Origin of the sequence: Halorubrum laminariae, from assembly GCF_024494655.1 — an archaeon.
GTDB classification, from domain to species: domain Archaea; phylum Halobacteriota; class Halobacteria; order Halobacteriales; family Haloferacaceae; genus Halorubrum; species Halorubrum laminariae.
The window spans coordinates 402,045-414,067 of the sequence record NZ_JANHDL010000003.1 but is presented as its reverse complement, the minus strand read 5'-3'; the positions used below and the strand labels follow the sequence as shown (position 1 = coordinate 414,067).

The following is a 12,023-nucleotide window of genomic DNA, read 5'->3' as shown; positions in this document are numbered from 1 at the left end:
TGTCAGGTGTCGTTCGAGCCGCTGATACGGTGGATAACCCGTCCGATCGTCTCGGTTCGTCCGTCGCTCACACCGATCCTCAGATTCCGAACACTGTCTTGGTCGACACCGCCGGACCCAGTCGTGTGCATACCGCGACGCACGAGAGAGTAAGATAAAACAGTTCGTGAATGTTCAAAAGTAATACTCACGCTCGGACGATCGCCGTCGAACGACGAACGCCGGCGCGATAGCCGGCACGAGCGCGTGACGAACTGGGCCGGCAGACGGCGATAGGGACTCCCGACCGCGAGCGACGGTCACGTTTCGTGTTCGCCACACGGGCTGCGTGCCAGTTCGCGGAAGCACGGGGCCACGACAGCGATGCGCGGAACCGCCATCGCGGCGTCGCAGTCGGGCGATCGGTTCGCGGGCCCACCGACGTGACAGAGACACGTGACCGCCCGATCGGACAAAGACTTAAATGCGGCAGTAACCAGAAACCTTATAATGGAACGTCCGAGCCGTCAGCGCCAACAGGAGCGGGACACGGAGCGAGAGTCGGACGAGGAGACGGTCTCGTGTCCGGAGTGTGATTCGACGGAGATCGTCACCGACGCCGACCAAGAGCTCGTCTGTGAGGACTGCGGGCTGGTGCTTGACGAACGGAACATCGACCGCGGGCCAGAGTGGCGGGCGTTCAACCACTCGGAGCGGCAGTCGAAGTCGCGCGTCGGTGCGCCGATCACCGAAACGATGCATGACAAGGGGCTGACGACGACGATCGACTGGAAGGACAAGGACGCGTACGGCCGCTCGCTCTCCTCAGAGAAGCGGTCGCAGATGCATCGGCTTCGCAAGTGGCAAGAGCGGATTCGAACGAAGGATGCGGGCGAGCGCAACCTCCAGTTCGCGCTCTCGGAGATCGATCGGATGGCGAGCGCACTGGGGGTACCCCGGTCGGTACGCGAGGTCGCCTCCGTCATCTATCGTCGCGCGCTCAACGAAGATCTCATCCGCGGCCGCTCCATCGAGGGCGTCTCCACCGCCGCCCTCTACGCTGCGTGCCGACAGGAGGGAATCCCCCGCTCGCTCGACGAGGTCGCGGACGTATCTCGAGTGCCGCAAAAGGAGATCGGACGGACGTATCGGTACATCTCCCAAGAGCTCGGCTTGGAACTGAAGCCGGTCGATCCGAAGCAGTTCGTTCCCCGCTTCGCCTCTGCGCTCCAGCTCTCCGAGGAGGTCCAGTCGAAGGCGACTGAGATCATCGACGTCTCCGCCGAACAGGGACTGCTCTCCGGGAAGTCCCCGACGGGGTTCGCCGCTGCCGCCATCTACGCCGCGTCGCTGCTTTGCAACGAGAAGAAGACCCAGCGCGAGGTCGCAGATGTCGCGCAAGTGACCGAAGTCACCATCCGCAACCGGTATCAAGAGCAGATCGAAGCGATGGGATTCCGGTGATCGGGCGGTCCGCGGCGGGGGAGGCTCGCGTTCGACACCGGTGATCGGGTTTTTATTCACTTCGGCCGTACCGTCATCCGAAATGTACTCGGAGATTCTCGTTCCGACTGACGGCAGTTCAGCGTCCGACGCGGCGATCGAACACGCGCTCGACCTCGCCGCACGGTACGACGCGCGAGTCCACGCGCTCTACGTGGTCGACGGAAGCGCGTACTCCTCGCTCGAAGCCGGCGCAGAGCTCGTCGTCGAGGCGCTCGAAGAGGAGGGTACGGAGGCGACGGACCGCATCTCGGACGCCGCCGCCGAGGCGGGCGTCGACTGCGAGACGACCGTCACGACGGGGACCGCCTACCAGTCGATCCGCGACTACGTGGAGTCGAACGACATCGACATGATCGTCATGGGTACCCACGGTCGCAAGGGACTTGACCGGTATCTCCTCGGCAGCGTCACGGAGCGTGTCGTTCGGACCGCAGACGTTCCCGTACTGACGGTTCGGCAGCCGACGGATGAGTAGCGGGTCGGGAGGGTTACCGGCGATCCGCACCCGGCGGCGATCCGTCGAACGGTCGGCGTCGTTCCGCTACGGGACGCGGTGATCCCCGTGCGGGACTGGCTGTCTCACCGGGTCGTCTCCTCGCCCGACGAGACCGCGCTCGTGCGGGCCGAAGACGGCGAGGCGTGGACATACACCGACCTCGACCGTCTCGTTTCAGAGACGGCGGGTCGGCTCGTCGCACGCGGGATCTCTGAAGGCGATCGGATCGGCGTGCTCACGCCGCCGTACGTCGGGACGGTCGGGCTCGTCCACGCGGCGATGCGGATCGGCGCGACGTTCGTGCCTCTCGGGCCGGATCTCACGGGACGCGAGCTGCGAGAGCGCGTCGAGCGGACCGATCTGTCGGCCGTCGTCTGCGCGGAACCGACGGAGGATGCCGCGATCGTTGCGGTCGACGATGTCGCGAACACGCCGGTGTACTCGGTCGACGACCCGACGAGCGACGCCGTCGAGGCCGTCCACGCTGTCGATCCGGAGCCCGTAGAGCCGGTCGAGTGGGGGTTCTCCGATCACCTCTGTCTGCTCTTTACCTCCGGCACGACGGGCAATCCGAAGGGCGTTCCGCTCACCGCCGGAAACGTGTACAGCTCCGCTGTCGCGTCCGCGTTCAGGCTCGGTGTGGACCCGGACGACCGCTGGCTCGTGTCCCTGTCGTTACATCACATGGGCGGGCTCGCACCGGTGTATCGGTCGGTGCTGTACGGAACGACCCTCGTGCTCCGCGAGGGGTTCCAGCCGGGCGAGACGGCGGACGACATCGACGCCTACGACGTGACCGGCGTGTCGCTCGTGCCGACGATGCTCACGCAGATGCTCGACAGGCGTGGAACGCTCTCGGACTCGCTGCGCGCGGTGCTCCTCGGCGGCGCGCCTGCGCCGGACGACCTGCTTGAACGGTGTCGCGACTACTCGGTGCCGGTGTATCCGACCTACGGGATGACGGAATCAGCCTCGCAGATCGCCACCGCGACACCGACCCAGACGACCGATCGGATCGGAACCGTCGGCAGGCCCCTGTTCGGCACTACCGTCACGGTCGTCGACGAGGACGGAACGCCGGTCGACCCGGGGGAGACGGGAGAGATCGTGGTCGACGGACCGACGATCACGCCGGGCTACGTCGATCCGGACGCGCCGGATCGACTAGATCGGTCGGCGTTCGGCGAACACGGATTACACACCGGCGACGTGGGGCGTGTCGACGAGGACGGATACCTGTACGTGCTCAACCGTCTCGACGACCGGATCATCAGCGGCGGCGAGAACGTCGAGCCGGGCGAGGTGCTCGACGCGCTCCACGCCGTTCCGGGCGTCGAAGAGGCCGCCGTCGTCGGTCTCGACGACGACGTGTGGGGAGAGCGCGTCGCCACGCTGCTCGTCGCCGACTCGGGGGTCGTCGGAACCAACGCCCCCAGCGCGGGCGACGACACCGACGAAGGTAACGGCGACCGTGACGACGATAGCGGCGACAGTGACGAAGGCAACGACAGTGACGACGGAACCGACGACGACGGTGGCGATGAGAGCGACGGCGGGAACGTTGACGACGACACCGAGGCGACCGAAATCGGCGATGACGACGACACCGGAGTCGGCGATTCTGACGCCGTGCGAACGGCGGATGTCGGTGAAAGCGACCCCGCGTCAGTAGACGACGAGCGACTCCTGTCGGTCCTCCGGACGCGGCTCGCCGGGTTCAAGATCCCGAAGACAATCGCGTACGCCGAAGAACTTCCTCGGACAGTCTCGGGGACCGTCAACAGAGAAGAGGTCCGCGAGATACTCCGAGAGCGCGGCTACGACCCGCGAGACGGGCCGGAAGCCGAACTGGAGACCGCGGGATTCCAACCAGCCGACCCGGCGGATCCACCCGAACCCCAAGCGGACGGCGACAGCGGTGGTGACGACGGTGTCATCAGTGACGACGACGCCGATAGCAGTAGCGACGACGGCGACACCGACGACGACACCACTAGTGAGACCGGAGACGGCGAAGCCACCGAAAACGAGGACATAACCGACGAGACGGGAGAAACCGACGAGACGGGAGAAACCGACGAGACGGGAGAAACCGACAAGGCGGAAGAGATCGACAAGGCGGAAGAGACCGACGAGCACTGATCGGCTTCCCTGGGCGAACCTCGCGATCTCCGAGACCGACCTGACGGTCACGGGGACGATGGTCATCGCCCCGAACACGACAGATCGATCCACTTCCATGGATATATAGTGAGCATACAACCAATATATGCACACGATCCCGCGCAGTTTTTATATCGGCTCTCCGTCGGTCCGGTATGACCGAGACCAGCGACGACCCTGAGATCATTGACGGAAACGCCGTCGCCGCGGACGTTCGCGAGGCGGTCGCGGGTCACGTCGAGACACTCGCCGCCGCCGATGTGACGCCCGGCTTGGCCACCGTGCTGATGAGCGAAGACCCCGCGAGCGAGACGTACGTGTCGATGAAACAGCGCGACTGCGAGGAGGTCGGGATCGACGGGATCCACGTCGAGATCGACGCCGACGCCCCCGCGAGCGAACTGTACGACACCATCGACGACCTGAACGAGCGCGAGGACGTTCACGGCATCTTGGTCCAACTCCCCGTCCCGGACCACGTCGACAAGCGGAGCGTCCTGCGACAGGTCGATCCCGAGAAGGACGTCGACGGTTTCCATCCGGAGAACGTCGGTCGGCTCGTCGCCGGCGACGCGCGGTTCAAGCCCTGCACCCCCCACGGCGTACAGAAACTGCTCGACGCGTACGACGTGGAGACGGAGGGCGCGGACGCGGTCGTCGTCGGCCGCTCGGACATCGTCGGGAAGCCGATGGCGAACCTCCTGATACAGAAGTCGCCTGTCGGCAACGCCACCACGACCGTCTGTCACTCGCGAACCGAGGATCTGGACGAGAAGCTCGGAGATGCCGACCTCGTGATTGCGGCCGCCGGGATCCCGGAGTTCATCGACGGTTCGATGATCAATCCGGGCGCGACCGTGATCGACGTGGGCATCAACCGCGTCGACGCGGACACGGACAAGGGGTACGAGCTTGTGGGCGATGTCGACTACGACTCCGCGAGCAAAGTCGCGGGCGCGATCACGCCGGTCCCCGGTGGCGTCGGACCGATGACTCGCGCGATGCTGCTGTACAACACGGTGAAAGCTGCCGGGTTACAACGCGGCGTCGACCTCGATCTCGACTGAGTCGGGGCCGAAAAGCGCGTCCGCTCGCTACGGTTCGACGACCGGGTTCGACAGCGTTCCAACGCCCTCATAGGTGATCTCGACCGTCTCGCCCGGCTCGACCAAGCCGGGGTTTGCGGGACTCCCGAACGCGATGCAATCACCGGGCTCGAACGTGAACCGCTCCGAGAGGTACGCGACGATTTCGTGGGGGCCGAAAAGCATCAGTTCGGTGTTGGCGTCCTGTCGCAGTTCGCCACCGACCGTGGTTGAGATGTCGAGGTTCGTCGGGTCCACGTCGGTCTCGATCCACGGACCGAGCGGTCCCGATCCGTCGAAGGCTTTCCGCGCGGTCCGCCCCTGTTGATCGAGTGCGTCCACGTCGTTCATGATCGTGTACCCGCGAACGACACTCGGCACGTCTTCGGGGTCAAGGTCCCGGCATCGCTCGTCTATCACCGCGACGAGTTCGCCAGCGTAGGTCAGCTCGTCGGTCCAGTCGGGATAGCGGATCGCCTCACCGTGCGCGAGTAGGCTCGTCGGCGGCTTGATGAAGAAGTCCGGTTCCTCGGGTCGCTCGTACTCCATCTGATCGAGCGTCTCGACGTAGTTCCGGCCGACGCAGTAGAGCGCACTCGGGTCACACGGCGGGAGCAGGCGGCCGTCGCGGCCGACCTCATAGCTGCCGTCGGCGGCGAGGATCGCGCCGTCCTCGTAGCGTCCGGACACCGGGCCGTCGGGAGTGAGCAGGCGTGCGAGTCGCATGCGCTCACCTCATTCCGCGGGCGTGAAAAGGCGTCGGTAGAAACTTGTCTCGGGTTGGTGAATCCCTATCTCGGGCCGCCAGCGAACATCCGTCACTCATCCGCCCTCTGATCCGCCTTATCGGTCCCGATGACGACGCCGGAACGGATCTCTAGGGCGGTCTCGAACTCCTCGCTTTTCGCACTACTCGTGCCGACGCGGACGACAGCAGCTTCGTGCGCCCGAACGACGGCGTCGCGCTCGCGGGCGGTGAGATTTAACCGCGCGGCGACGGTCTCCCAGTGATCGGGCTCGACGAGGAACGCCTCGCGGTCCGGATCGGCGGCGATCCGCTCGTATCGCCGTCGATACGCGTCTATCCGCGGACCGAGGTCGGCTTGGACCCGCCCGAGCAGTTCGGGGAGTCGCGACGCGGGGACGCTCGCCAGCGCAGCCGACGTGACGAGCGCTGGCCCTTCGATGGGATAGGAACCACCGTCTACACCCGTGCCCGTGTCCCCATCCGCATCCACGTCCGAATCCCCGGGCTCGTCCGACCGCTCTGCTCTATCGTCTCTGGACATCATCCGCCAGCCCGCATCGCTTTCTGGCGGTACCTGGGGAGCAGTTCCGCGAGGACAGTCGGGTCGCCGGCGAACTCGACGGTGACCTCGGTGAGACTGAATGATCCCGCGGCGGTCACGGAGTCCGCACGCAGCGTCGCGCGCCACCCGTCCCCGTCGACCCGAGTCGCGTCCGCAGGGTCGTCCGTACCAACGAGTTCGCCGCCGAGGTTGACGAGGTAGTGGGCCGCGAGCCGCCGCGAGATGCCGCGGTACGCGACCGTCTTGCGCTCCCATCCCGGTTCGGCCGGCGGACGGTCGTCGGACTCGCCCGGACCGCTGCTCTCGTCCGCCTCATCGGCCTCGACGGTGTCGTCGGGGACACCCGTCTCGTCGGCCTCCTCGGCCTCCTCGGCCGAATCGGTCATGTTCCCCCCGCGACCGGCGGGAACACGGAGAGCCGGTCGCCGTCAGCCAGCGGCGTGTCGAGCCCGTCGAGGTGGAGCACCTCTCGTCCGTTCTTCAGGACGTTGATCTGCGGAGCGAGATCGCCGTCGACGATCAGTCGACCCGCCATCCCCTCGTACTCGTCTTCCAACTCGCGCAACACGTCGCCGACGGTCGAGCCGTCGGCGAATGACGCCTCGACGGTCTTCCCGCCGGCGGCCTCGCGAAACGTGGCGAAAAACCGCAGTTCAAGTTCCATATACGTACATCGGGACGCGACGGCTTAAAAACGGGCGACGACGGCGATCGCTACAGGTCGGACAGGCGAATCCCGTCTTCGACGAGCCGGAAGTTCCGCTCGCGGTCGAGGTCGCCGCCGAGCCAGTCGTGGTCGTACAGCTGGCCGATCAGTTCGACGTAGAGGTTCCGCCACGCGATCGCGTAGATGGGCGACTGCCCCCACGCCCGCAGTTCCGGAACGAACTCGTGGTACGTGCTCGCCTGCTGTTCCATGCGCTCCACGGCGTCGGCGACGACCTCGGCCGCCTCGGCAGCGTCGTCTCCCTCGATCTCCTCGTTCAGCCGCGACTGAATGCCGGCTATCGCTCGACGCATGTCGCGTTCGGCCGTGCCCTCTTCTTCGGGCAGCGACTCGACGACGCCCTTCGGCACGCCGAGTTCGATCTGTGGCATATCGCACCGTCCGGCCGGGACGGTGAAAAACCCACGCGACTTGACCGCACGACCGTGAGCTATCGGGCTCTCGGAAGCGGTGCCTCGATACCGATCACGGCGTCGGAGCCGCCTTCTGCAGGGCCGTCTCCGCGACGTTGCCGCCGTAGTCGGCCGACCGCAACACCGAATCGACCACGAGCCCGAGCAGTTGAGCGCGGGCCGGATCGAGGTCCCGGAGCAGTTCGTCGATGGCGCGCACGCGCTCGTCGATCGCCCTGACCCCCGTTCGCGCCTCGTTCGCCCGTTGAGTGGCGGACTCGCTGTCCTCGTCGAACAGCGCGTCCATGGCGGTGTCTATCACCTCGACGGCGTCAGCGTGGAGTTCGTCGACGGCCTCGACGACCTCGTCGGGAAGCGGTTCCTCGATGTTTAGCGTCAGGTGGGCGATCTTCGTCGCGTGGTCCCCGATCCGCTCCAGCTGTCGAGCGCTGGAGTGGTAGTCGAAACACACCTCGCGTGGCAGTCCGAGCTCTTCGACCGCCTTGGGCGTGCGCAGCGTCGCACGGAAGATGCGCGAGACGACGAGCCACAGCCGGTCGAGGTCGTCGTCGCGACCGATCACGTCGCGGGCGAGGTCGTGGTCGTGGTCGGAGAGCGCGGCGATCGCGTCTTCGAGCATCGACAGCGATATCAGCCGCATTCGCGTGACGGCGTTATGGATGGACAGCTCCGAGGAGTCGAGTAGGTCCTGAATGACGACCGTGTCACGCGTCTCCTCTAACACCTCCAGTCCGACGAGACTCTGTACCGCGTCGCGGATCATCGATCGCTGCTCGGTGGTGAGATCCGGGCTCGTCAGTTCGATGGTGTCGAATCCGCTGACGTACATCGTCGTCACCGCCCGAGCGAGCGCCTGTCCCGACAGGTCCGAAATGTCGAGCGTCCCGCGGGTCCGCTCCGATTCGGACTGCGGCGTGAGAAACAGCGAGTCACCGTCCGGGTGGAACTCGATTTCCGTCCCGGCCTCCACGTCGTTGTCGGTCGCCCACGTCTTCGGAATCGAGACCGTATACGTCGAACCGCCGGTGACTTGCACCTTCCTCGTCTCCATACGACACACTATCTGTCTATTCACTATAAATCTGTTCCAAAATATATACCCGCACTTATGGAAGCAAATAGATACAGACGACACAGGTGGCCAAATCCACCTGACACACCCGACACGATCGGAAGGATTTGGAGACACATCCATATCTATATATCTCTATTTATTCTAGGATAGTCTCCCTCGATCGGATGCGATACACGCTGTCGGAACTCGCTCGGACCGAACGGGCGGCGCGACCGACACGGAACCGGCGAGTGGGCAGACTACGCAGCGACGAACCGCATGTCGACGGCCGTGGTGTCGAGTCACACAGAGACGGGAGTTGAGAAGAGTTAAATTGGGTGCACCGCTAGCGTAAATCGCGCTCGGTTGGTGTAGTCCGGCCAATCATGTTGGCCTTTCGACAGACGCGGTGTGTCGGCACACCGGTTTGGAAGACAGCCGACGACCAGGGTTCAAATCCCTGACCGAGCACTTCTCTGCGGGCCACGCGAGATACCGTGAGCGCCCGCCCTGACGCTCTCCGACTTGCGGAGGTCGCTACTACTAAACCGCCCCCGATCGATCGTCGGGTATGGACGCCGAGCGCGAGGTACTCGACGTGTTGGCGCGGAACGCCCGCGAGGACATCGACGACATCGCGGCCCAGACGGGCCTCGACGCGGCAGCCGTCGAGCGGGCGATCGAGACGCTCGAAGCGGATCACGTCGTCCACGGCTACCAAGCGGTGATCGACTGGGACCGCGTCGACGAGGGGAAGATTCGCGCTGTCGTCGAGATCAACGTCGAACTCGACCGCGAGACCGGGTACGAGGAGGTCGCAGACCAGATCGCGAAGTTCCCGGCGGTCGACGCCTTACACCTCGTTTCCGGTGACTACGATTTCGCCGTAGAGGTGCTCGGTGAGACGATGCAGGACGTCTCACAGTTCATCTCCGAGCAGGTCGCGCCCATGCCAGAAGTCACCCAGACGGTGACTCACTACATTATGGAGACGTACAAGGACGGCGGGGTGCGGTTCGAGGACGGCGACGACGACGACCGCCTCTCCGTGTCGCCATGAGGCTGTCGGACCGCGCCCGCGAGATCCCCGAGTCGGGGATTCGCAAGTTCTTCGAGCTGGCGGAGGCCCGCGACGACGTCATCTCGCTCGGCGTCGGCGAGCCGGATTTTTCGGCACCGTGGGCCGCCCGCACTGCCGCGATCGACTCGCTGGAGCGAGGCAGGACTTCCTACACCTCCAACCGCGGGATGGCCCCCCTCCGCGAGCGAATCGCCGCTCACCACGAGCGGTACGACCAGCGGTACGATCCCGCAGAGGAGGTGCTCGTCACGACCGGCGCGAGCGAGGCGGTCGATCTGGCCCTCCGCGCGCTCGTCGACCCGGGCGACACCGTGGCGATCCACGAGCCGACGTACATCTCGTACGGCCCCGGCGTCGAGCTGGCCGGCGGCGATCCGCTGTCAGTTCCGACCCGAGCCGAAGACGACTTCGCGTTGACGCCCGAGCGGCTCGAAGCCGCAGGTGCCGCGGACGCGGATCTCCTCGTGCTCTGTTACCCGAACAATCCGACGGGCGCGACGATGAGCGACGAGCAGCTCGCCGCGGTCGCCGCGTTCTGCCGCGACAACGACCTGCGGGTGATCGCCGACGAGATCTACGCCGCGCTCACCTACGGCACCGATCACGCCTCGATCGCCACGCAGCCGGGGATGCGCGAGCGCACGGTCGTCGTCAACGGGTTCTCGAAGGCGTACGCGATGACCGGGCTCCGGCTGGGGTACGCCTTGGGCCCGGCGGAGGCTATCGACGCGATGAACCGGATCCACCAGTACACGATGCTGTCGGCTCCGACGACGCCCCAGTACGCGGCGATCGAAGCGCTCGACCGCTGTGACGACGAGGTCGCGGAGATGGTCGACGAGTACAACCGTCGCCGCCGGCTCGTCGTCTCGCGGTTCAACGAGATGGGCCTCGACACGTTCGAGCCCGGCGGGGCGTTCTACGCGTTTCCCGACTGCGGCGGCGACGACGAGGCGTTCGCCGAGGAGCTGCTGGAGTCGGAAGGGGTCGCCGTCGTCCCCGGCTCCGTCTTCGGCGATGGCGGCGAAGGCCATCTTCGGGTCTCGTATGCGACCTCGATGCGCGAACTGAAGGAGGCGACCGATCGGATCGCAGACTTCGTGGCAGATCGGAACTGACGCGGTCCGCAGACCGGCCGCGCCTGCTGTCGGTCACGCCTGCTATCGGTCGCGCTACGCGTCGCCGTCGAACTCCATCGCGACGGAGTTGATACAGAATCGCTTGCCGGTCGGTTCGGGGCCGTCGTCGAACACGTGCCCGAGGTGGGAGTCGCAGGTCGCACACCGCACCTCGGTGCGCCGCATCCCGTGGCTCGTGTCGAGCGTCGTCGTCACCGCCTCCTCCTCGGCCGCGTAGAAGGCGGGCCACCCGCACCCGGACTCGTACTTTGTCTCGGCGTCGAAGAGCACGGTTCCGCAGGCACGACAGCGGTACTCCCCGTCGTCGGGGTGGTGATCGACGTACTCGCCGGAGAATTTCGCCTCCGTGCCGCTCTCGCGGAGGACCCGATACTCCTCTTTTGAGAGCCCCTCTCGCCACTCCTCGTCGGTCAACTCGCTCGGATCGCGCTCGCCCGTCTCGCTCATACCTTCGATACGCACCCCACAGACAAGGGGGTTGCGGCGGGTCGGCTCACCGGCGTGAGGGGGCAGGGAAATCCCGCACCGCTCGCGACGCAAGCGGTTTGACTCCCGCGGCCGATCCGCGACCATGGCACGCGAAGTGACCCACGAGGCGCAGGGACCGACGGTGCTCGACGAGTCAGACATGGGCGACGACGACCAGATCTACGTCTGTCGGTGCGGGCTCTCCGACGACGGGGCGCTCTGTGACGGCTCGCACAACGCGACCGCGGACGAGGCAGAGAGCGTCGTCTACAAGTACGCAAACGACGATGCCGACGGCGAGCGACGCGCGATCGACGAGATCGTATACGAAGAAGAGTGAGCGGTCGCGGATTCGCACCTGTGTGGGGTCACGGTTTCGCACCTGCGTACGGTCGAGTGTGCGGGTGAGAACCCTCGAATCCCTCAATTCGAATCTCAAAGCCCTCAATTCGAATCTCAAAGCCCTCAATTCGAATCCCGCCCTGACCGCGACCGCACCTCACGCCTCCCCAGCCTCGGTCGGCGGCGGCCGCGGACAGCACCGCAGCGCGGCCGCCGCCGACCTCCCTCGCGGGCTCCTCGCGGCCTGTCGGCCGCTCGGC

General features: G+C 65.8%; 15 protein-coding genes and 1 tRNA gene. 8 read left to right on the top strand and 8 right to left on the bottom strand.

The window, feature by feature from the left end; genetic code table 11:
- Nucleotides 1-2: 2 nt before the first annotated feature.
- Nucleotides 3-131, bottom strand: a complete 129-nt coding sequence (locus NO887_RS08145; RefSeq protein WP_256417965.1) for a hypothetical protein — start codon at nt 129-131, stop codon at nt 3-5.
- 358 nt (nt 132-489) lie between these two features.
- Here NO887_RS08145 and NO887_RS08140 point away from each other — a divergent pair, with 358 nt between their 5' ends.
- From NO887_RS08140 to NO887_RS08125, 4 genes are all read left to right on the top strand, one after another.
- On the top strand, nt 490-1,443 hold the full coding sequence (locus tag NO887_RS08140; protein WP_256417964.1) for a transcription initiation factor IIB: 954 nt from the start codon (nt 490-492) through the stop codon (nt 1,441-1,443).
- Between the two features lie 82 nt (nt 1,444-1,525).
- Nucleotides 1,526-1,960, top strand: a complete 435-nt coding sequence (locus NO887_RS08135) for a universal stress protein (protein ID WP_256417963.1) — start codon at nt 1,526-1,528, stop codon at nt 1,958-1,960.
- Between the two features lie 87 nt (nt 1,961-2,047).
- A complete protein-coding gene (locus NO887_RS08130; RefSeq protein ID WP_256417962.1) occupies nt 2,048-4,123 on the top strand; it encodes an AMP-binding protein in 2,076 nt (691 codons plus the stop codon).
- Between the two features lie 176 nt (nt 4,124-4,299).
- The gene (locus NO887_RS08125; protein ID WP_256417961.1) at nt 4,300-5,211 is read left to right on the top strand and encodes a tetrahydrofolate dehydrogenase/cyclohydrolase catalytic domain-containing protein; all 912 of its coding nucleotides are present in this window, start codon (nt 4,300-4,302) and stop codon (nt 5,209-5,211) included.
- Between the two features lie 27 nt (nt 5,212-5,238).
- On the opposite strand, the gene NO887_RS08120 is transcribed toward NO887_RS08125, so the two are convergent.
- The 6 genes from NO887_RS08120 to NO887_RS08095 all read right to left on the bottom strand — a co-directional run bounded on the left by NO887_RS08120 (nt 5,239) and on the right by NO887_RS08095 (nt 8,730).
- Nucleotides 5,239-5,955 (bottom strand): fumarylacetoacetate hydrolase family protein, encoded by a 717-nt coding sequence (locus NO887_RS08120; protein ID WP_256417960.1) that lies wholly within the window; start codon nt 5,953-5,955, stop codon nt 5,239-5,241.
- 92 nt (nt 5,956-6,047) lie between these two features.
- Nucleotides 6,048-6,518, bottom strand: coding sequence for a DUF8048 family protein (locus tag NO887_RS08115; RefSeq protein ID WP_256417959.1), 471 nt, complete (start codon nt 6,516-6,518; stop codon nt 6,048-6,050).
- Entirely contained in the window at nt 6,518-6,925 is a 408-nt protein-coding gene (locus NO887_RS08110; protein ID WP_256417958.1) for a MoaD-like domain-containing protein, read from the bottom strand. The genes NO887_RS08115 and NO887_RS08110 overlap by 1 nt, the downstream gene beginning before the upstream one ends.
- Nucleotides 6,922-7,203, bottom strand: a complete 282-nt coding sequence (locus NO887_RS08105; protein ID WP_256417957.1) for a ubiquitin-like small modifier protein 1 — start codon at nt 7,201-7,203, stop codon at nt 6,922-6,924. The genes NO887_RS08110 and NO887_RS08105 overlap by 4 nt, the downstream gene beginning before the upstream one ends.
- A 50-nt stretch (nt 7,204-7,253) precedes the next feature.
- Nucleotides 7,254-7,637 (bottom strand): DUF7971 family protein, encoded by a 384-nt coding sequence (locus NO887_RS08100; RefSeq protein ID WP_256417956.1) that lies wholly within the window; start codon nt 7,635-7,637, stop codon nt 7,254-7,256.
- 94 nt (nt 7,638-7,731) lie between these two features.
- Nucleotides 7,732-8,730, bottom strand: a complete 999-nt coding sequence (locus NO887_RS08095; protein ID WP_256417954.1) for a phosphate signaling complex PhoU family protein — start codon at nt 8,728-8,730, stop codon at nt 7,732-7,734.
- A gap of 363 nt (nt 8,731-9,093) precedes the next feature.
- Between NO887_RS08095 and NO887_RS08090 the strand changes: the two genes are divergently transcribed.
- The 3 genes from NO887_RS08090 to NO887_RS08080 all read left to right on the top strand — a co-directional run bounded on the left by NO887_RS08090 (nt 9,094) and on the right by NO887_RS08080 (nt 10,932).
- Nucleotides 9,094-9,204 (top strand) — tRNA-Glu (locus NO887_RS08090).
- Between the two features lie 100 nt (nt 9,205-9,304).
- Entirely contained in the window at nt 9,305-9,793 is a 489-nt protein-coding gene (locus tag NO887_RS08085; RefSeq protein ID WP_049982218.1) for an Lrp/AsnC family transcriptional regulator, read from the top strand.
- Complete coding sequence (locus NO887_RS08080; protein ID WP_256417953.1) at nt 9,790-10,932, top strand: pyridoxal phosphate-dependent aminotransferase; 1,143 nt, start codon at nt 9,790-9,792, stop codon at nt 10,930-10,932. Before NO887_RS08085 ends, NO887_RS08080 begins: the two co-directional genes overlap by 4 nt.
- A 54-nt stretch (nt 10,933-10,986) precedes the next feature.
- Here NO887_RS08080 and msrB read toward each other — a convergent pair whose 3' ends face one another.
- The gene (gene msrB, locus NO887_RS08075) at nt 10,987-11,400 is read right to left on the bottom strand and encodes a peptide-methionine (R)-S-oxide reductase MsrB (protein WP_256417951.1); all 414 of its coding nucleotides are present in this window, start codon (nt 11,398-11,400) and stop codon (nt 10,987-10,989) included.
- Between the two features lie 124 nt (nt 11,401-11,524).
- Between msrB and NO887_RS08070 the strand changes: the two genes are divergently transcribed.
- Nucleotides 11,525-11,761 carry a CDGSH iron-sulfur domain-containing protein gene (locus tag NO887_RS08070; protein WP_256417950.1) on the top strand — a complete coding sequence of 79 codons (237 nt, stop codon included), beginning with the start codon at nt 11,525-11,527 and terminating at the stop codon, nt 11,759-11,761.
- Nucleotides 11,762-12,023: the final 262 nt, after the last annotated feature.